This window comes from Caballeronia sp. GAFFF2 (genome assembly GCF_023631485.1).
In the GTDB taxonomy this organism is placed as follows: domain Bacteria; phylum Pseudomonadota; class Gammaproteobacteria; order Burkholderiales; family Burkholderiaceae; genus Caballeronia.
Window position 1 is genome coordinate 252,690 of the sequence record NZ_JALQDA010000035.1, and the last position, 20,088, is coordinate 272,777.

General features: G+C 63.0%; 20 protein-coding genes. 3 read left to right on the forward strand and 17 right to left on the reverse strand.

Translation table 11 applies throughout. The features are described from left to right. Positions 1–120: 120 nt before the first annotated feature. The 4 genes from NCT04_RS27315 to NCT04_RS27330 form a co-directional block, all read right to left on the reverse strand. Positions 121–786: a MarC family protein gene (locus NCT04_RS27315; RefSeq protein ID WP_244829963.1), complete on the reverse strand. Its 666-nt coding sequence runs from the start codon at positions 784–786 to the stop codon at positions 121–123. Positions 787–792: 6 nt separating this feature from the next. Beyond that, positions 793–1,266 (reverse strand): hypothetical protein, encoded by a 474-nt coding sequence (locus NCT04_RS27320; protein WP_250468684.1) that lies wholly within the window; start codon positions 1,264–1,266, stop codon positions 793–795. Positions 1,267–1,320: 54 nt separating this feature from the next. Further along, positions 1,321–1,662: a hypothetical protein gene (locus NCT04_RS27325; protein WP_250468685.1), complete on the reverse strand. Its 342-nt coding sequence runs from the start codon at positions 1,660–1,662 to the stop codon at positions 1,321–1,323. Between the two features lie 76 nt (positions 1,663–1,738). Continuing rightward, positions 1,739–2,509, reverse strand: a complete 771-nt coding sequence (locus tag NCT04_RS27330) for a flagellar brake protein (RefSeq protein WP_250468695.1) — start codon at positions 2,507–2,509, stop codon at positions 1,739–1,741. A 277-nt stretch (positions 2,510–2,786) separates the two neighbouring features. Between NCT04_RS27330 and NCT04_RS27335 the strand changes: the two genes are divergently transcribed. Continuing rightward, positions 2,787–3,230 (forward strand): DUF2000 domain-containing protein, encoded by a 444-nt coding sequence (locus tag NCT04_RS27335; RefSeq protein ID WP_244829959.1) that lies wholly within the window; start codon positions 2,787–2,789, stop codon positions 3,228–3,230. Positions 3,231–3,242: 12 nt separating this feature from the next. Here NCT04_RS27335 and NCT04_RS27340 read toward each other — a convergent pair whose 3' ends face one another. Together NCT04_RS27340 and NCT04_RS27345 are read right to left on the reverse strand one after the other, a co-directional pair. Beyond that, positions 3,243–4,061 carry a helix-turn-helix transcriptional regulator gene (locus NCT04_RS27340; protein ID WP_244829958.1) on the reverse strand — a complete coding sequence of 273 codons (819 nt, stop codon included), beginning with the start codon at positions 4,059–4,061 and terminating at the stop codon, positions 3,243–3,245. Further along, positions 4,058–4,696, reverse strand: coding sequence for a TetR/AcrR family transcriptional regulator (locus NCT04_RS27345; protein WP_250468697.1), 639 nt, complete (start codon positions 4,694–4,696; stop codon positions 4,058–4,060). Before NCT04_RS27345 ends, NCT04_RS27340 begins: the two co-directional genes overlap by 4 nt. A gap of 159 nt (positions 4,697–4,855) precedes the next feature. Between NCT04_RS27345 and NCT04_RS27350 the strand changes: the two genes are divergently transcribed. After that, positions 4,856–5,137 (forward strand): hypothetical protein, encoded by a 282-nt coding sequence (locus NCT04_RS27350; protein ID WP_250468699.1) that lies wholly within the window; start codon positions 4,856–4,858, stop codon positions 5,135–5,137. 63 nt (positions 5,138–5,200) lie between these two features. Here the strand turns inward: NCT04_RS27350 and NCT04_RS27355 are convergent, their stop codons facing one another. The 8 genes from NCT04_RS27355 to NCT04_RS27390 are packed head-to-tail and all read right to left on the reverse strand — an operon-like array spanning position 5,201 to position 12,037. Further along, a complete protein-coding gene (locus NCT04_RS27355; protein ID WP_250468701.1) occupies positions 5,201–6,481 on the reverse strand; it encodes an MSMEG_0569 family flavin-dependent oxidoreductase in 1,281 nt (426 codons plus the stop codon). A 27-nt stretch (positions 6,482–6,508) separates the two neighbouring features. Beyond that, positions 6,509–6,793 carry an MSMEG_0570 family nitrogen starvation response protein gene (locus NCT04_RS27360; RefSeq protein ID WP_250468704.1) on the reverse strand — a complete coding sequence of 95 codons (285 nt, stop codon included), beginning with the start codon at positions 6,791–6,793 and terminating at the stop codon, positions 6,509–6,511. A 12-nt stretch (positions 6,794–6,805) separates the two neighbouring features. Further along, on the reverse strand, positions 6,806–7,963 hold the full coding sequence (locus tag NCT04_RS27365; RefSeq protein ID WP_250468706.1) for an MSMEG_0565 family glycosyltransferase: 1,158 nt from the start codon (positions 7,961–7,963) through the stop codon (positions 6,806–6,808). Further along, complete coding sequence (locus NCT04_RS27370) at positions 7,960–8,931, reverse strand: sll0787 family AIR synthase-like protein (protein ID WP_250468708.1); 972 nt, start codon at positions 8,929–8,931, stop codon at positions 7,960–7,962. Before NCT04_RS27370 ends, NCT04_RS27365 begins: the two co-directional genes overlap by 4 nt. Beyond that, a complete protein-coding gene (locus NCT04_RS27375) occupies positions 8,928–9,479 on the reverse strand; it encodes an MSMEG_0567/Sll0786 family nitrogen starvation N-acetyltransferase (protein ID WP_250468716.1) in 552 nt (183 codons plus the stop codon). The genes NCT04_RS27370 and NCT04_RS27375 overlap by 4 nt, the downstream gene beginning before the upstream one ends. 2 nt (positions 9,480–9,481) lie before the next feature. Continuing rightward, positions 9,482–10,552: an MSMEG_0568 family radical SAM protein gene (locus tag NCT04_RS27380; RefSeq protein WP_370652265.1), complete on the reverse strand. Its 1,071-nt coding sequence runs from the start codon at positions 10,550–10,552 to the stop codon at positions 9,482–9,484. Beyond that, positions 10,545–11,549, reverse strand: coding sequence for a Nit6803 family nitrilase (locus NCT04_RS27385; RefSeq protein WP_244829949.1), 1,005 nt, complete (start codon positions 11,547–11,549; stop codon positions 10,545–10,547). The genes NCT04_RS27380 and NCT04_RS27385 overlap by 8 nt, the downstream gene beginning before the upstream one ends. 5 nt (positions 11,550–11,554) lie before the next feature. Beyond that, entirely contained in the window at positions 11,555–12,037 is a 483-nt protein-coding gene (locus NCT04_RS27390) for an MSMEG_0572/Sll0783 family nitrogen starvation response protein (protein WP_244829948.1), read from the reverse strand. 371 nt (positions 12,038–12,408) lie between these two features. Here NCT04_RS27390 and NCT04_RS27395 point away from each other — a divergent pair, with 371 nt between their 5' ends. After that, a complete protein-coding gene (locus tag NCT04_RS27395; RefSeq protein WP_250468718.1) occupies positions 12,409–13,800 on the forward strand; it encodes an aminotransferase-like domain-containing protein in 1,392 nt (463 codons plus the stop codon). Positions 13,801–13,854: 54 nt separating this feature from the next. Here the strand turns inward: NCT04_RS27395 and NCT04_RS27400 are convergent, their stop codons facing one another. From NCT04_RS27400 to NCT04_RS27410, 3 genes are all read right to left on the reverse strand, one after another. Continuing rightward, a complete protein-coding gene (locus tag NCT04_RS27400; RefSeq protein WP_250468720.1) occupies positions 13,855–15,663 on the reverse strand; it encodes a tetratricopeptide repeat protein in 1,809 nt (602 codons plus the stop codon). Between the two features lie 341 nt (positions 15,664–16,004). Continuing rightward, on the reverse strand, positions 16,005–17,063 hold the full coding sequence (locus NCT04_RS27405) for an alpha-amylase family protein (protein ID WP_350030046.1): 1,059 nt from the start codon (positions 17,061–17,063) through the stop codon (positions 16,005–16,007). Between the two features lie 44 nt (positions 17,064–17,107). Beyond that, positions 17,108–20,074, reverse strand: a complete 2,967-nt coding sequence (locus NCT04_RS27410; protein ID WP_250468722.1) for an NfrA family protein — start codon at positions 20,072–20,074, stop codon at positions 17,108–17,110. Between the last annotated feature and the right edge of the window lie 14 nt (positions 20,075–20,088).

Genomic DNA, 20,088 nt, shown 5'->3' on the forward strand with positions numbered 1-20,088 from the left:
ACCGTGTCTCCTTAAGCGGCCGAATCGTCGTCCGGTCTTTCAGTGCGATGGTATCGCTACCATTGAATCGAACCGCATCCTAGCGCTCGCATCGAAGACGCGTCGCCTAGGGTTTACGATTCATTTGATACTGAGCCGCACCGACGCAATGAGATCGGAGAGCCCGAGCCAGAGAATCTGCACGCCGATGCAGAAGATGACGAACGCGAAAAGCCGCATGGCGACCTGCGTGCCGACCGTGCCGAGCAGCCGTTCCAGATGCCCGGCAAAGCGCACGCACAAGTAGATGCTCGCGCACACGAGCACGAGACCGACGATCACGCCGATCAGATGCACCGGCTGCAACCCTTCACGCGGCGACCCGGTTCCGAGCGCGATGGCGACAGCGATGGCACCCGGTCCGACGGTGATCGGCAAGGTCAGCGGATAGAACGCCTTGGCGCGCAGCGAAGCACCGCTACGCGGCGTGGGCGCGGGTTCGGTCGTTGTGTCGTCGTCGGGCGCCTGGAGCAATCCCCACCCCGCCATGGCCACGACGATACCGCCCGCCACGCGCAGCACCGGAATGGAGATGCCGAAGAAGTTGAGCACATAAGCACCGACCAGCAGCGACACGACCAGGATGGCGAAGCTATTGATGCAGATGCGCCGCGCGAGTTCGCTGCGTTCGGCATCGGCCAGATGCGGCAGCATGCTCAGCACGACGAGTGCGACCGCGGGCGGATTGATGATCGGAAAAAGGCCCGCGACGATCACGAGCACGGTCTTCGCGAACTCCGTGAACATGTCCGCTCACTCCAGATTGAACGCCGTGATCCGAACGTCCGAGTCCTTGCAGGCGTCGTCACGGCACACGCCGCTGAACCAGATTTCGCCGTCGCCGATCATCGCGCCTTGATCGCGCACGAAGAGCTTGGCGTATTGCTGATGCGCGACGGTATCGACGAGTTCTGGCGTGAAGATGCCCGCGTAGGCCGCCACGAACTCGCGCTTGTTACGCAGCAAGGCGTTGTCGCCATTGCTGTTGCGATGCACCGCGATCGGATAGTGGATCATGGCGGCGACCGCGTTCTTGTCGCCGGCCGCGACGGCCTGTTTGAGCTTGTCGAAGAACGCGCGATATGTCTCGTGGGCGCCGAAGAGCGTGTCGATGCGGGCATCGACATCCTGATCGGTCTGCGCGTTGGCCGCCGGTGGCAGCGCGCCGCACAACGCGGCGGCGGCGCAGCAAGCGCTCAGGAAACGGAACATCGATCGAAGCGGCATGCAAAGGCACTCCGTGTCAAAAGAAACCGCGAAGCATCGCGCCAGGCGTCGCACTCAGGCGAGCGGCGCGCCGAGAATCAACAGCCATTCGGTCAGAAACGAGCCCAGCCCCACGCCGATCAGCACGCGCGCGAGGATCGTCCAGAAGCGGTTATCGACATTGCCGGAACAACGCCACGCCACCGCGCACCACGCCAGATAGAGTACCGAACCCGCCACGAATAACGCGAGCGTGCCGGGCCAGAACCAGATGGTGAGCAACAGGAACGTTTCGGGAGCGAGGCCGCTCGACAGAAGGTAGAGATAGAGCGCCCACCATGCGAGATGCAAGGGCAGACCCAGTAGCCACCAGACTTTCCAGAAGCGTTCTTCTCCGCGCCAGGCTCTGGGCAACATAGTCAACATGCGTCGTCTTAACTGCTGGAATGAGGCCCGAATTCTACTCCACGCGCCTCGTTTCCTCTGTCCGCGCTCACGCCGACAGGCTGCGCCGCTTCGCCTCGATGCGCGTGATGAGTCGCTGCAACACGCTTTCCGCCGAGCCCGAAAGCCGCGTGAAGCGAAAGCCGACGACATAGCGCACGTCGCCACGCGGCGTCGTGATACTGCGTGGCGAGACGAGCGCGAGATCCACCGAAAGCGAGCCGCCCGCACCGAGGTTCAAAAGGACATCGGTGAAGAGCGTGCCGATCTCCGTTTCCGCGAGGCGCGGCGTATCCATGCGCAGCGCGACGCCGCCGAGCGAAATGTCGTGCACTTCGCAGTGGAACGGGTCACCGTCCGGATAAGTGCCCTTGGCGAAAAAGGGATCGAGGATGGGCGCCGGCACGCGGAAGTACTCGCGGCGCTGCACGTGATAGACGGCTTCCGGGAACGATACTTCGAACGCTTGTCGTCCCTCGAAGCTCACCGCTTGCGCCGGGCCCGTCGTGAACTCGACGCGTACGCCTTCCGGCGCGCCCTTGAAGTACAACTGCGGCGCTGCGAGCAACGCGCGATTGTCCGACTCCACGCCGCCCCAGTCGAACACGATGCGCCCTTCGCGCGGGTCCACTTCCAGTAGTTGCGTGACGATCTGGCCGTGCGCGCTCGCCACTGTCAGCATGTCGCGCCGCTGCAGGAGCGAACGCAGACAAATGCCCATTTCGGAAGGCGTACGGCGGGCAAAGCGCGCGTAGTCTTCCGCGAGTTGTTCGATGTCGGTAATGGGCGGGGCAGTCTGCGACTGCGTTTCAGCGAGCATGGCGGTCGGGTCGATTGAGGTTTCCAGCAGGAACGACGAACAATGCGAGCTACGTCTCGAATATGCGCAGTTTGCACGAAAAGCAAACGCTTCATAACGCGGGTTACGACTAGGTTTTCGTGTTATTTCAGCGTTTTGCCCGGCAGGAAAGGGTTCGAGGCTTTCAGAATGCCTGCGCCGACGCGCCAGCGTTGCAACATGCGTGCAACAGGATTCAAGACGACGAGCCGCCAGCGCTTTCACAATGGGTCACTTCGAACCGAAACGGACAGCCCTTATGACGAGCGCATCACCAGAACAACATGAACCAAGCGCGCGGCCGCAACGCTGCGTGATCGTGGTGGATAGCGAACTGCCACCCGGCCGGGCGGCGAACGCGGCGGCGGTGCTGGCGCTGACGGTGGGGCAGCGGCATCCGTCGCTCGTCGGCGCGCCGCTCGTCGATGCCTCTGGGCACGCGCATCCGGGGCTGATTCCCATCGGCATTGCAGTGCTGGCGGCAGATCAGGACACGTTATCGGCGTTGCGCGCGAAGGCCGCGGCCGCATCGTGCGATGTCGTGACGTTTCCCGTGCAAGGCCAGCAAACGACCGACTACGACGCCTTCCGCGATGCCGTCGCCAGCGTGGAAACCGAGGCCTTGCGCTATGTCGGTCTCGCGCTGATCGGCGACAAGAAGCCCGTCAGCAAAGCGGTCGCGAATCTCGGCCTGCTTAAATAAACTTGCTTCGATTCAACGCGTCGCCGTCTTGTATGCGCCTGGCGTGACACCAAGCATGCGGCGGAAAGTGCGCGTGAGATGCGCCTGATCCGCGAAACCGGTCGCGGCCGCGATATCGCTCAACGCGCCGCCATCGCGGATCAACGCCATGGCGACGCGCACGCGCGCCTGCCGCTGATACTCGTGCGGCGTCATGCCGGTTTCACGACTGAAGGCGCGAAATAAGCGATAGGGCGGCAAATTCGCCGCCTCCGCGATATCTTCCAGATGCACCTGCTCGCCCAGACGTTCGTCGATAAACCCGCGCGCGGCCGCCACGGCGCGCGGTTCGCGCGGCGCTTTTGCGTCCTTCGTGCGATCCGTCATATGCCGGCCGGTGAGACGCGCCGCGAACTGCAAATACCGCTCGTCGCGATACAGCGACGGTCCCTGCTCTTCCGATGACCGGTGCACATCGTGAAGCGCCGCGCACAACGCCGGATCGCGAATGATCGGGCCGATCAGCCCTCCGCCGCGCATACGTTCGTCGCCCGCGAGCGCACGCAGATGCGCGACATCGACATAGAGTGTGCGCTGCGTCCAGCCGGCTTCGTCGACGGGCCAGCCCGCGTGCGGTTCATCGGCGTCGATGGCGTAGAGGTCGCCACGTCGCGCCACGAACTCCGTGCCGCGCATGCGGATGCGGATGGCGCCGCCCGTTAGCAGCGCGAAACAGGCGGTGTCGTGCGCATGGACGTCGTACGAGAAATCGGCAAAGCGGCCGCGCAGCAGTTCCGCGCCGAGTTCCGGCGCGCGCCAGATGTGCGTGTCGGCCTTGAGCGGCGCTTTCATTTCGATTCGAACGGCAAGCTCGCGATGAACTGATCGATCGCGGCGTACAGCGCGTTGCGACGCACGCCATCCTGCGCCTCGATGGACAAGCCCGCGAAGAGCGTCATGCAAAGCGCGGCGAGCGCATGGATGTCCGCGTTGGCATGGAGCTCGCCGTGTTTGCGCGCATCGTTGAGCCGCGCGGCGATGGCGCTTGCCACCTGACGGCGAATCTTGCGCAACTCGTCGCGCAACTCGCCGTGCTCCGGCGCCACCGACATGCCGCCCAGAAAGATCATGCAGCCGCGTGGCCCCGCCCCGCTCGTGAAAAGCTCGATGCTCGTGCGGAACATGGCGCGCAAACCGTCGCGCGCGGACTCGTGCGCGCGCAACTGGCGCACCGCCGCGCCACCTTCCGCGGCGGAATAGAGCGCGATCGCCTCGCGGTACAAGTCTTCCTTGCTGCCGAACGCGGCATAAAGGCTCGGCGAGTTGATGCCCATGGCGTCGACGAGATCTGCCATGGAACAGGTGTCGAAACCCTTGGCCCAGAACACTTCCATCGCACGCCTGAGGGCGGCGTCGCGGTCGAAGGCGCGCGGTCGGCCACGCGTCTTGTGAACCGTCTCCAAGACTTCATCTCGATGCAGCGTCATGTCGTCTCCGTTTTTATGAACGACGTGGCACGCGATTGGTGCGTTCCATGGAATTCTGAATTCTGTGTTGATCGTAACAAAATATCTGGACCTTTGCACGGACCAGTGTTTTAATATGTGTGTCGATCATTACACAATTCAGTTTGCCGGAGCATCAACATGAAATCATCTATTACCGCCTTGGCCGCCGCGTTCGTTCTGGCCACGCCGCTGGCTTCGTTTGCGCAAACCGCCGCGCCTGTCGTGTCGCAAGGGAGTCCGGTTTATTCGGTGTTCGTGGATCAACCCACGGGCTACACGTTCGTGAAGATGCCGGCCGGCTGGAAGTTCGTCGGCGCCGTATCGGCGGAAGACACGCAGCATCTGCCTGCCACCGTGCTGACGTCCGGCGCCATGCCCGCCGACTATGCACAGCTCAATAGCGCTGCATCGGTGAAGTAAATGTATGGCCAAGGCCCGCTTCGTTGTTCGTTTTAGCGCGGGCCGTTTCATTCGCGTCAAGCATCAGGCGCACGCGATCGATATCTGATCGACCGTGGCGGCCCGTTCGGCACAGATTGCATCGACGATAAATTGCGCGTCGCGCGCGACGCCCGAAAAGCGGCCCGAGCCCCATGTATGCAACCACGGCAAACCCACGAAGTAGATGCCGGGCGTGGCTGTCACGCCGCGCCGGTGCGTCGGGTAGCCGCGTCCGTTGAAGACTGGCGCATCGAGCCAGCTGAAGTCCGGCGTGAAGCCGATGCACCACACCACCGACGTGATCCCGCTGTCCGTCAACGCAAGCTCGGTGCGCTCGTCTTGCGGCTGCCACACGGGTTCGTAGCGTTCGCCTGCGGGCGCGTCGATGCCATGCTTGTCGATGAAGCCGTCGATACTCATGTTGATGCGGTTGTAGATATCGTCGGCTTCGTCGAGATTCGCGCGCAGGTTGGGCGCAAAACGCAGCTTGCCATCGCGGAGATCCTGCAGCCGCCCGAACAATTCCATGCCTTCCTGTGCAAAGCGGCGCAGGTCGATATCGCGGCCGCCGTCGCGGCCCGTCACGTAGTGATTGGTGTTGTCGCGCACGCCTTCGCGCAACGGATGATCCGTCACGGGCATTTCGTAGTAGCGCATGTCCGCGAGCCAGTCGACCACGTCGCGTCCGCGATAAAACCGCGCGCAACGCGGCGCTTCGCCCACGGCGAGATGCACCTTGCGTCCCGAGAGATGCAAGTCCTCCGCGATCTGCGCGCCCGACTGGCCCGATCCGACGACGAGCACCGCGCCCGGTGGCAACTGATCCGCATTGCGATATTCCGACGACTGCACCTGCGCGATCTCCTGCGGCAAGCGTTCGGCCATGCGCGGGACGATAGGCGTGTGATAGCCGCCCGATGCCACCACGATCTGATCCGCCGTGAACTCGCCCTGCGTGGTCTTCACGGCATAGCGGCCCGCTGCATCACGTTGCACGCGTAACACGGCGGTCTGCTCGAGCACGGGTGCATTGACCTTCGCGATGAAGCCATCGAGATAGTCGATGATCTCATCCTTCTTCATGAAGCCATGCGGGTCCGCGCCGGTGTACGGGTAGCCCGGCAACGCGCATTGCCAGTTCGGCGTGACGAGGCAGAAGGTATCCCAGCGCTGCGTGCGCCAGGTATGCGTGACGGTCGCTTTCTCGATCACGAGATGATCGATGTTCGCCTGCTGCAGAAAGTAGCTGACCGACAGTCCGGCCTGCCCGCCGCCAACGACGATCACGCTGTAGTGCGTCTCTGTGGAAGTGACGTTCGACATGTTCCGATTCCCTTTGATCCAAGGACTTCAATCGAGCGCGAGCACGGTGACGAGCGCGCCGGGTCTTGCATCGAAGCGGCCCGCGTCGGCTTCGATCTGCGCGAGTTGATCCATCGCGGCCGAGCACGCGAAGCCGTACTTCTCGCGCACGCGCTCGGAGCCTATCGTCAGCGCCTCGCGTGAGCGCGCGACGAAGTCATCGACGGGATAGGTGTTGCCCGGTGTGAAGAATTCGCCGACGACCGTGGACGGCGAATAACAGTTCGCTTCGACGCCATCGGGCCAGCGAATTCGAAAGTGCATGACAGGCATGGTGGCGTTCCTTTAGACGGTCGTGAGCGGCAGGCTTTGCAGCCACTTGCCGTAGATGTCGAGATGATGCGCAGCGCTCGCCTGCCATGTGTAGCGGTCGAGCAAGGCCGGCACGGCTTGATCGAAATCGATGTCGTGTGCACCGTCCATTGCTTTTGCAAGCGCCTTGGCAATCGAAGCGGCGTCATGTGGATCGGTGAAGATGCAGGTTCGATCGTCGAGATAGTCGGTGAACGGTTCGATATGCGAGATCACGACGGGTTTGGCGCTCGCCAGCGCTTCGAGTACGACCAGGCCGAAGCCTTCGCGTAGCGAGATCATGGAGACGACATCGGCGATGCTGAACAGCGCGGGCATCTGATCGTCGGGCAAGGGACCGGTAAGGATCACTTGCGTGTGATCGAGGCGGAGCTCGGCTGCACGCGCAAGAAAGCGGCGCGTGTAGGCGTCGTGGTCGAGCAGGCTCGCGCCGCCGGCAAGCACCAGTTGCGCCGATGGCCGTTGCGCACGCAGCAGCGCAAACGCTTCGAGCAGCATGAGCGTGTTCTTGCGCGCCTCTATGCCGCCCACAGCCAGCACGACCGGCCCCGCGCCTATCGCGAAGCGCTTGCGCAACTCGTCGCGCTGTCGGTCCGCGCGCGCCGCATAACGCATTCTGTCGATGCCGTTTCTCACCGTGCGCGCATGCACGCCATGCATGTCGTACATCGTGCGCGTCCATGCATCGCTGACGCAGAGCACGGCGTCGGCGTCTTGCCACGCGCGACGTTGCCAGTGCGAAAGACGCGCATCGTCGAAATTGTCGAGATGATGAACGGTACGCACGAATCCCTTGATGCAGCCTTCCGCTTTAAGCTCGGCGAGCGCATTGCCGCCAATGCTGTCTTGCGCATGGAGAACATCGAAGCTCTCCGCGCCTTCTTCGATCAGCGCATGTTTCAGCGCGCGGATGCGCTCATCGACCATTGCGGCGAGACCATCGCGCGTTCCGGCCACGCGCGCCAGCACCACGCGGCACGGCGATGCGCGGAACATGGATTCGCCTTCACGCGCGGGCGCAAAGATCGTCAAGAGGTGGCCGCTTTCGTGGAGCGCACGCGCGAGTTCGAGGCTATGCACGACACCCCCGCGCGGATTCACCGAATGCGTGAGCAAGCCTATGCGCATCATGTCGCGCTCCTCGCGCAAATGAAGCCTTCTTCGCGCAGATTCCATAACAGCGCGCTTTCTCCGCCACGTTCGACGACCACTTCACGCGACGCATCCACCGAACCGATCGCGGCGCACGCCAGCGAACGGGCTTCGAAACGCGCGCGCACGGCATCGACATGTTCGGGGCGCACCGACAGCACGAAGCCGAAGCTCGGAAAGGCGGTGAGCCAGCGTTCGAGGTCGGCGTCAGCGGGACGCGGGATGGCATCGAGATCGATACGCGCGCCCGCCTTCGAACATTCGAGCAGCATGAGCGCGGTGCCGAGCGCGCCCGCCATGCTGATGTCCTTGGCTGCATCGCAAAGTCCGTCTTCGGCGAGCGCGGGCAGTATCTCGAAGTCTTCGCGCGCACGGCCTTGCGGCGCATCGGTCGACGCATTCCAGAACGGATACGGGTCTTCATACTTGCCGCGCAGATCGACGGCCATGAGAAGCGCGTCGCCGGGTCGTGCATCGAAACTCGTCAAGAGCTTGCGGGCGCGGCCGAGAATGGCCACCGCGAGTTGCGCGCCGTCACTCTGCACGTTGCTATGTCCGCCGACGACAGGCACGCCGTAAGTCGTCGATGCAGCTGTCATGCCCGCGAGCACTTCGGAGGCGTCTTCGATGTTCACGTTCCATAACGCATCGACTACGGCGAGCGGGCGGCCGCCCATCGCGTAGATATCGCTCACGTTGACCATGACCGCGCTGTAGCCCGCGAACCACGGCATGGCGCGCACGAAGTCACTGACCATGCCTTCGATGGCGAAGAGCAGAAAGCCGTCGCCATCGCGAATGGCCGCGCAGTCGTCGCCGATTGCAACCGCTTGCGAAAGATCGAGACGGTTGTCGGGCAAGCGGCTCACGACATCCGCGATATCGCGCTTGTGGCGAAAGCCGCGGCTCTCGCGCAAACGCTCGACCAGTGCGGACAACGTGCTCATGACGGCTTGCGGGCCAGCGCGACGAAGCCGCTTTGCGGCGTGACGCACGGCGGATACGCATCGAGTTGCGCCTGCATCAGATGATGCGGGCGCCCGAAAATGGCTTCCTCCTTGAGCGAATCCCAGCGCAGGCGCGCAAAGAGCGGCGCATTCTGCGACTGCACGTGCGCGAGAAACGTCTCGCAGCCCAACGCATGCGCGCTCGATACCGCAAGCCGGATCAAGGTCGCGCCGATCTTCGCGTGCGAGCGAAACGCAGCGTGCACGGCAAGGCGCGAGCCGAACCACACGCCGGGCTCTTCCTCGTGGATGCGCACCGTGCCGACGACCTGTTCCGGCATGCCCGCCACGCAACTCAGCGCGACGAGCAGTTGCGCGCGTTCGTCGATAGCGTCGCGGTCATCGCCGATGAATATTCCTTGCTCCAGGCAGAACACCGCGCGCCGCAGCTTGTAGGCTTCGCTCGCTTCCCACGACAGCGTCGCCCACTTCACGCGATATTCGACCGGCGAGTAATCGAGATCGGGCACATCGGCTTCGACGAACATGATCACACCTCGTACGATGAAAGCGACGAACACGCGCCGCACTTGCCGCAGCCGGCCTTGATATCGGTCGAGCGCATCTGTGCTTCGGCGAGCATCGAGCCGATGGGCGCCAGCACCGAACGCATGAATTCCGGCTCCGGCGCGGGATGGTCTTCGAGCGGCGTGCCGCTGATCGGCACGAACGGCACGACGAACGGATACACGCCGAGCGCAATCAACTCGCGCGACATGTCGATGATCGACTGCGCGCTATCGCCGAGGCCGGCGAGAATATACGTGCTGACCTGTCCGCGTCCGAAGACGGCAACGGCTGCCTTGAACGCTTCCATGTAACGCGACATCGGGACGCTGGCCTTGCCCGGCATGATGCGATCGCGCACGGCGGGCGTCACCGCTTCGAGATGCATGCCGAGCGTATCGATGCCGCTTGCCTTCATGCGCTCGAACCAGCGGTCGTCATCGGGCGGTTCGCACTGCGCCTGAATCGGCAGATCGACGGCGGCCTTGATGGCGAACGCGCTGTCGCACAGCACTTTTGCGCCGCGATCCGGCGTGGGCGGCGTGCCGGTCGTGAGGACCATATGCTTAACGCCATCGAGCAGAACCGCCGCGCGCGCCACTTCGGCAAGTTGCTCGGGCGTCTTGTGCGCGATGGTGCGCCCCGCCGCGAGCGATTGCCCGATCGCGCAGAACTTGCACGACTTGCGGCGGCTTTCATAGCGGATGCAGGTTTGCAGCACCGTCGTCGCGAGCACGTCCTTGCTGTGCAAGGTGGCGATGTGCGAGTACGGCACGCCGTCGAGCGTCTGCATCGCATAGAAACGCGGCGCTTTCGGGAAGCTGATGCTCGCGATAGGGATCGCATTGCGCATCAACGCGCTCGTGCCGTTCGCGTCCGCTTCGCCCGCGACGAAGGGCGAGTTCCACGCGGTGCTCGTATGCACGGGCACCATGATCGTCACGCCATCGACGGTGACGGCCTTGTGATCCGATGGCCCCGCGCCGCCGCGCCGGCTCGAAACGCCAGCGCGCGGATCGACGAGCCGCAGGCCCGCCGACTGAAGCTCAGTCATCAATTGCCGGCTCGACGCTGGCAGGTTCTCTCTGGCGCTCATCGTATGAGGCTCCGGTGAATGGCATGACGGGCATGGCGGGACGGTCGTTGATCGCAAGACTCAGCAACTCGGGTCGCGCGTAGTGGCCGACCGAATCCATCATGCGTTTGCGCTTGGTGATGAGCGACATGTCCAAATCGGCGATGACCATGCCCTCGCCTTCGCGCAACGGCTCGACCACGTGCTGGCCTTCGGGCGAAACGATCGCGGTGTTGCAGCCGCCACGCAGCGCGCGCTGCAGATTCGGATCGGGCGTGATGGCTTCGATCTGCGCCTCGGTGAGCCATCCCGTCGCGTTGACGACGAAGCAGCCGGACTCCAGCGCGTGATGACGGATCGTCACTTCGATCTGATCCGCGAAGATCGGCCCGACGAGCGAGCCGGGAAACTGACTGCAGTGGATCTCTTCGTGCTGCGTCATCAACGCATAGCGCGCGAGCGGGTTGTAGTGCTCCCAGCAAGCAAGCGCACCGACACGTCCAATGCTCGTATCCACGACCTTGAGACCCGCTGCATCGCCTTGTCCCCAGACCATGCGTTCGTGATACGTCGGCGTGATCTTGCGGCGCTTGAGCAACAGCTTGCCGTCGGTATCGAAGATGAGTTGCGCGTTATACAGACTGCCGTGATCGCGTTCGTTCACGCCGAGCACGACCACGATATTGCCGAGCCGCGCGCGTTCGGCGACCGCATGCGTGACCGGTCCCGGCACCACGACCGCCTGTTCGTAGAGCTTCATGTGATCGGCGCCCATGGCAACCGGCGCGCGCACGAACGAGAAGTACGGGTAGTACGGCACGAAGGTTTCGGGGAACACGATCAACTGCACCCCTTTCGCGGCGGCTTCGTCGATAGCCGTGCACACCTTGTCGAGCGTGCCGTCGGGCCGCTCGAAGTCGGGCGTGATCTGCACGGCCGCCGCGCGGACGATGCGTTTTGCGCTCTGTGCGGCCATGATCGTCAGACGGTCCACGTATGGATGATGAGCGCGTTATCCTTGCGATGGAGCAGCTGGATGTCGAGCACATCGAGCGGACTGATCGGCCGGATGCCTTCGATCAACGACGCTTCGCCGTGCCCATACAGCGCTTGCAACGCGAATCGGCATGCATAGACCTTGCCGCCTTCGGCCATGAACTTCTGTAGTTGCTTGTTGAAGTTGAGATGACCGGGGAAGGCTTCGTCGCCAAGCGTGGGAAAGCCGCGTTGCAGACCGAGCGTGACGCCGGGGCCGTAGAGCAGCACGGAAGTATCGAAACCCTTGCGTTGCAGACGCGTTGCCTGCAGCAGATTCACGAAGCCGATCGAGCCTTCGAACGCGACCGTATGAAACGTGACGAGCGCTTTTTCGCCGGGCTCGGCTTTGACATCCTCGAAGACCTTCTCTTCGTAGTCGACCAGATAATCGCCGTTCTTGTGAAGCGGTTGCGTGACTGCGGGCATGGCATTCTCCGATGGTGGTGTCTGATATGGCGCGCATCGAGTTGTCGCGACGGCGAGCCTACAAACGCAACGGATATGCCAATGATTGGCCCGCGAAATGCAATCACTTCGCGATCAATAAAAAGCGCTGCGGCGATGCGCGCCGAAAAAAATTTTCGCGCGCCATGATGGGTAACGCTTCGCGACGTTTTGTCGATGCAATCAATGAAGATCGCGCGCACGAATTCGGCGCAGACACGCATGGCGCTGGTGCGCGCAACACCGAAGCCGTGCATCGATGCGATCAATGCAATCAAGTTGCCCAGGCTTATGCGATCTTTTTTGATGCGGCATGCTTGGCTGATCGCATGCACACAAGGGAAATCGCCCCTATGAATCAGCCCGCGCATCACTGGATCAGGAAGCTCGAAGAGAGCCGCAAGCCTGCTTATCTGACGATTCCCGATCTCATCGAGGAAGATCTCGCGAGCGGCCGCTTGCGTCCGCGCGATCGTCTGCCGGGACTGCGCGATCTCGCCGATGTCCTGAATCTCAACTACACGACCGTCGCGCGCGCTTATGCGGAAGCACGCAAACGCGGCTTGCTGGATCTGCGCGCGGGCAGCGGCACCTTCGTGCGCGGCCGAACGCAGACCTTGCCGCTGGCGGGCGGCAGCAGCGTCGAGATGTCGATGAACATGCCGCCCGAGCCGCCCGGGTTGACGGCGCGCTTGCGGGCATCGGCGGCCAGTCTGATGCAGAGTGCGGACCCGTGGCAGTTGTTGCGCTATCAGGACTTCGGCGGGACGGCGGCGGATCGCGCGGCGGGCCGTGCGTGGTTGCGCATGCGACTGCCCGATTGCGAGGACGATACGGTGCTCGTCTGTCCCGGCATTCATAGCGCGTTGGTGGCGCTTGTTTCGCAGCTTGCGCGACCGGGCGAGATGATCTGTCTCGATACGCTGGCGTATCCTGGCATCAAGGCGATCGCATCGCAACTCGGAGTTCGCTTGCAGGCATTGCCGCGCGACGACGAGGGGCCGCTGCCGCATGCGTTCGAAGCGCTTTGCAAGACGGAGAAGCCAGGCGGCTTCTACTGCAATCCGACCTTGCAGAACCCGAGTACGTTGACCATCAGCGCGCAACGACGCGAGGCATTGGCGGATGTCGCCATGCGCTATAACGTGCCGATCATCGAGGATGAACCGTACGGCATGTTGCCGCTCGATGCGCCCGCGCCGCTTGCCGCGCTCGCGCCCGAGCTGACTTATCACGTCACGGGTTTATCGAAGACCTTCGGTGCGGGCTTGCGCGTGGCGTATCTCAAGGCGCCGACGCCACGGCAGACGCAGCGGATCGCTGGCGCGTTGCGCGCGACGACGGTGATGCCGAGCCCATATACGGTGCTGCTGGCGACGCACTGGATCAACGACGGCACCGCCGCCGACGTGCTCGATGCCATGCGCGAGGAATCGATCGCGCGGCAGGCGATTGCGGCGCAGGCGTTGCGCGACTTTCCGTTTAGCGCGCATCCGCATGGCTTTCATCTCTGGTTGCCCGTGCCCGACTTGTGTGACTGGAGCGCTTCGGAATTGGCGTTGCAGTTGCGTAATCAGGGGATCGGAGCCGTTGCGGGCGCGGCGTTTTCAACGGATGGCAATCCGCCTAATGCGTTGCGCTTGTGTCTGGGTGGACCGCAGAATCGCGAGGTTTGCAGGGAGGCTTTGAAGCGGGTGGCCGATATGCTGGCCGATCCGCATCATTTGCATATGCCGATGCTTTGAGGGGTGTTGACGAAGCCACGCATATGAGCCGCCCCCATGGGCAGGGCTTGTCGATCAGGTCGTGACCGAAGCCATTGCGAGCTTGATCAGACTGTCTCGGACGCGCTCTATCACTTCATCCCAATCGCCACGCCGCTTCTGCCGAAACAACCGCGCAGACGGATACCAGGGCGAGTCTTCGCGATCATCGAGCCAACGCCAGTCACCCGAGAATCGATTCAATATCCATACCGGCTTTCCAAGCGCACCTGTTAGATGGGCGACGGATGTATCGACGCTGATCACCAGATCCAACTGCTCGATGATGCACGCCGTATCGACCAAGTCGTTGGCGTCGTTCATCAAGTCGATGACTTCGCCATGCGGTGAAACCTCGGCAAGCTGCGTTCGGGGTTTGCCGTGCTGCAAGCTGAAGAAAGTCACGCTGGGGTTATCCAGCAGCGGAAGGAGGTTCCGAAAGTGTAGCGATCGCAAAGCATCGAGTTTCGTTTGATCGGGACCGCTCTTGAAATTGCCAAGCGCGGGCGAACCCGCCCAGGTAAGCCCTACTTTCAAGGATCGTCGCGCACTCAACCCGCTCATGCGCTTGGCCCAAGCTTTGAGACGCTCACTTGGCAGCTTAACGTACGGCGCCCGCCAAGGAATGTCATGTAGCGTCATATGCATGAGCCCCGGAACACTCATCGAGAAACACCAGCGGTCGTAATCGGCTGCGCCGGGTTGCACACCGATATCGATGATGGAATCGATACCTTCGACGCCCTGAAACAATGCAAACAGCCCGTGATTACAGGCCACTGTCAATCGAGCGACGCCCGTCGTTTTGAGGAGCGGCATGAAACGCACGAACTGAATTGCATCACCGAGGCCCTGCTCGAAAACAACTAGTAAAGACTTGTCCTGAAGGGACTCGCCTTGCCACGCGACAATCGACACCGCCCTTGCCTTCCGTTCTATCAAGCCAAAAGTGGCGTAGTCAAACGAGTCGGAGTTCCTTTCTTCGAAAAATTCCCACCCTTCTTTATATCGACCCATTCTCAACAGCAGGATGCCAAGGCCAACCTTAGCCCCCGCACTCTGCGGACGCAGGGCAATCGCCTCGCGCAACCAGGTTTCCGCCTCCTGTAGTCGGTTGAAATCGGTGAGCAAGGCACTCAGATTTAGACGGGCTTCGAACGATTCGGGTTGCAGAGATATCGCTCGGCGGAGGCACAGTTCGGCTTCGGCCCACTCGCCACGCCGCTGCTGCACAAGCGCTACCCCGCAATGCCCAAAGCCGTTAGTTGGATCGAGAGCCAAAACTTGCCGGTACGAAGCAAGAGCTTCATCGTCGCGGCCGGCGTTGAACATCACGTCGCCGAGTAGGCAGTGTGCCTCGGTCGCCGTCGGGCGAATCTCGATAGCTCGTCGGCTTATCTCTTCAGCCTCTGCGAGACGGCCACGCGATCGCGCTATTGCTCCAAGACTGATATGTGCGTCGAAATGTTGCGGCTGAAGGGCGATGGCGTCGTGAAAAGCAATTTCAGCGAGATCGGCACGACCACTATCTCGCAATATGCAGCCGAGCACATGACTTGCCATTGCAAAGCCAGGGCGAAGTGTCAACGCGCGGCGAACCAGCGGCTCAGCGTCGGCAAAACGTTTGAGCTGGAACAGGACGGCGCCGAGATTGAGCGCGATATCCGCCGAATCGGGTCGAAGTGCAATGGCCTTGCGTAATATTACTTCTGATTCCGCCAAACGCCCGACCTGCATGAGAAAAACGCCGAAGTTGTTATGTGCGGCAGGAGAATCTGGACGTAAGGCTAGTGCTTCTCGAAACGCCTTTTCGGTTTGCGCTACCGTTGCATCTTGCGTACTCATTTTCGTATCCATCTATACGTTGCAGGCCTTCTATTTCCGCGCCATTGCAAATGGGATAAGTCCACGCGGCTGATCCTGATTTCTTTTTGCAACGACGACTTCCTTAGTTGTGGTTTCACTGATTTTGAAACGCTAAGGTAGTCCGTCACGAAACTTATTGATCAGTCGCTGAGTCGTTCACACCGGACGAGTTAATTCAAACCCTCTGCGACGTGGCGGCAGAGGGCTATCCAATAGGTCACGAAAGATAAAAATCGCCTGGATTGATTTGCGCGCTACTCGAGATTTGACGCCTACCACTTAGAAAGCGGAACCATGAACACAAAATATTCAAAAAATCTCTATCGTGCCCCATAGCTCCTAACAGAATACGCCTGCACCAATCCCTGTACGAGCTCGTTCGACACATAATGCGGCCCATCGAAAAGATAGGTTTTATATCCGCGATAAGCATCGATCTGCGGCTTCAATTCATCGACCGTTGCGGAGCGAAATCCGCCACCGACATTCGGTCGAAACGCCTCCGCGATTATCCTCACGCGATGGCGCCCCAGGCGCGCCGCAAGCTGATCCGCATATTGCCGCGCTACTCGCGGTTCGCGCGCATAGACGCCGCATCCGTCCTGCAAGAGCACACCGACATCGCGCGGCAGCCAGCCATCGAGCCATTCGGCGATCGCATTCCCACCCACGTTTGCGCGATCGTAGACGCTGATCCAGAGCGGCCGGGGCAACGCATCGAGCAAGGTGCGCAGCGCGCTCGCATCCTGCCAGGTCGGATCGATCTCGACGGGAAAGTAGTAGCCGGTCACGTGCACCGGCAAGGCGACATCCGCCAGACGCATCGACTCGATGGAAAGCTGCGCCGCATTCGCACGCGCCACCGCTTCGCTGAAACGTCCCGACAAGCCGATGATCACATCGCGTGCCCAAGGCTCACGTCCAATGCGCTCCCAGTCCGGCATGCGCGGCGCCGGCCGAAAGCCCGCGCCGGGCACGAAGGAGATGCCATCGACCACCGTCCATTGGACGATCAGTTCGTGCGCGCCGAGCTTGTCCCAGTCGCCGTGCGGATCGTAAAACGTGTTGTCCGGCTGCCAGACGATGCCGGAGACGATGCGCGGCGGTTGCGCCGGCGCCGCGCTCGCGAAGCATATCGATGCGAACACGCACGCCGTCGTCATCACACGGATAACGGCGCGCGAAGTCCGCGCGGGCAACGCGCTTGCGGTTGCATCTGCCTGCGAGCCCAATCCAGGCGACTGATCGACGCCGCCGCCCGCACTTACACGCGACGAAGCAAGCGACCGAGCGCCGCGCGCACTGCGCCCCGCGAACAACGAAGCGCGTAATCGCCGTGCAAACGCATGACCCGCGAACATGTCATAAACCTCGTACATGCAAGACCTGCACTGCATCGAATCCATCGGCAGCATGAGCGCCATCAGTACGAGAATACCGCACCGAAGAACACGCCCTTCGCGCGATCGTCGCCCGCCACGCGCACGCGATATTGCACCGATATATCGACGAACGAGCGCGTCGTATCGTAACCATCGCCACGGAACCAGTAACGCGCCGCCACGCCCGCGCCGATGCCCACCGGCACGCTGCGATCGATTGCAGAATCGTAGTCCACGCCGACCACCGCATGCGGAAACACGGTGAGGCGCGGGCTGATCGAATCGATACGGTACGTGCGTCCGAGTCGCGCGTTCGCGGTCGCATACGTCGACGGATTCACAAGGTAATGGCCCGCCTCGCCGTAGAACGTGCCGGTCCACCAACTCGGCACGTCGAGGCGGCGCGTGTCCCCGAAACCGGTCGAATAGGCCGCGCGCGCGAGCCAGTCGGAGCGCACGTCCGAGCCTATCGGCAAGATCTTTTCGATGGCGAAGATCGCATTCACCGATGCAAACGGCTTCACGCGCGCACCCAACGTGGCCTGCAACGTCGATGCCCCCGACGGTCCGCTACCCTGCACGCCGAAGTTCTCGTAACCGCGCGCATAGACTTCGAACATGCGGTCGCCGAGGCTGCCGAACGGGCGCCAGTACGCCTCCGCGCCCGCTTGCCAGTTGCTCGACAGGCCGGGCGTCGGGTTGAACGCAAAGCCCTGCTGCGCGCCGCTGCCGCGATAGTTCACGTTCATGCTGAAGCCCCAGTCGCGGGTGGCTTCGGCGTGGGCCGCGCGCGCGTCGTACACGGCTTGCGGCGGGAGCGCGTCGTCTGCGTGAGGCGCGCTCGCGGTGCGATCCATCGCGCGTTCGAGATAGCGCGCGCCTTCCTCGTTGCGATGCATCGAAAGCGCGGCATAACCCGCATCGGCTTGCGCGCCCGGTGGCAATGTCCCGCTTCGTTCAGCGCGTGCGAAACGGTCCAGCGCAAGCTGCCGCTCGCCCGCCCGCGACGCGATGAAGGCCGCCTGCAGGTCGCTCATCGAATCGAGCAGATTGGCGTCGATGGCCGCGCGCGCTTCCTTCGATGCCTCGCGCGTTTTTCCCGCCGCCGCGAGCGCATCGATCAGCGCGATGCGCAATTGCGGATCGTCGGGTACGGCGGCGATCGCATCGCGCCAGTGGTCGATGGCCTCGCCATGCTTGCCGTCGCGTTCGGCCAAGCGTGCGGCGCGCGTGTCGGCGAGCGCGGGGTCGTGGGCGTAGACATCGCACGATGCGCCGTAGCGGTCTTCGCGGCAATCGAAGGTCGGCCGCGCACGCGGGTCGATGTCGTTCTGCGCGGCGGCGGCCATTTGCAGCATCGTCTTAGCGCGCTGACGGCGTAAAGCGATGGTGGCGTCGGCATCGTCGAGCGCGGCGGCGTTTCGTTGCGATACGGACGGCAGCGCGTCGAGCGCGGCTTGCGGACGGTTCTGCGCGAGCCGCACATCGGCGATGATCGTGCGTGCCACACGGGCATCGCGATATCTACGTTCGGCTGCGGAAGCGGCTTCGCCGCTCGTCGAGGCCACGTCGTTCGTGGCTTGGTTGCCACGCGACTGCGTTACGCCCGCAATCGACGGATTGGCGCGGCGCGCATCGGCTTCGTCGAACATCACGTTTTCGCCGGAAGCCGCGGCTTCGGCGCGGCGCGCGTCGCCTTCGGCGATCAACACGCGTTCCAGTTCGATGCCCGTGGGGTCGGCGCGCATGGCGCTGCCTTGCGTGTCGGCGTTCACGTTTGCATCCGTAGCTTCGCTGCCGCGTGGTCGATGGCGCACTGCCGCCGAATCAGCGAGCATCGTGCTGTTTGGGTCTGAAGAGTCGGCGCTTGTCTTTGCACTGGCAGCGTCACTTTGGCGCGGATTCCGCAATGCCGAGGAAGCAACGCTCATCGCGCCGCCTTCGTTCGCATCATCCGCCTGCGCCCCAACGTTCGCCCGCGTATCCCCCGCCTGCGACAACGACTCCGGCGCCACCGCCAACGCGTGCGCGAAATCCGCGTCCGCATTCGCGCCGCGCGCCGCACGCGCATAACCGCGCAAGGTCCACCAGAGCGCGTCGTTGCGATCGATAGCGATGCAATCGCTCGCCGCCGCTTCCACGCCCGCCAGATCGCCACGCGCGAAGAGGGTTTCGAGCAACTGCGTGCGAAACTCCATCCGCGACGGCGCGAACGCCACCGCCTTGCGCGCATGGCTTTCCGCTTCGACGAGATCGCCATTCGCACGCGCCGCATACGCCGCCTTCGATTCCACCGGCGCCAGCCGATCGCCGATATAACGCCGCCGCGTGCGCAATTCGTTGTTCTCGCCGAAGCGACGCGCGGCATCGTCGGCGGCGGCGTAGGCGGCGGGATCGTCGCCGGAAGCGGCGAGCGAATCGACGAGCAGATAGCGCAAGCGCTCGACTTGCGGCGCGAGACGCACGGCTTCACGGCTCTCGCGCACGGCCGCCGCGTAATCCTTCTTGCCGAAATCGCGATACGCCGCGCGCGCGGCCACCAGCGCCGGACCTTGCAGATCGCCGGCGCCGCCACCGCCCGGATGCCCTTCGCCACCGCCCGCGATCAACGTATCGATCTGCCGGCGGCGCGAAATCAATGCGGGCACGGGTCCGAGTTGCGCGATCGCATCGGACAGTTCGTGGCTCGCTTCTTTCAGACGGCCACGCGCCGCCAGCGAATTGGCCAGCAGCACGCGCAAACCCACGACATCCGGCCGCTGCCGAATCGCCTCGCGCGCCGACGCGGTGGCATCGGCATATCGATGTTCGCCGAACGCCGCGTAAGCGTCGCGCGCAATGCGATACGGCGCGCCGCTCAATTGCAAGGGCAAGGTTTCATCGGCGTGTGCGTGACCGCTCGCGCACATCATCGCGGCGGTCCAGAACATGACGCGAGCGACGCGGGATGTCGCGCGCGTTGCCGGCGGCGTCATCCGGCGCGCGTTCGGCACCTGACGATCGGGCATCGTTCCGGTGTGCA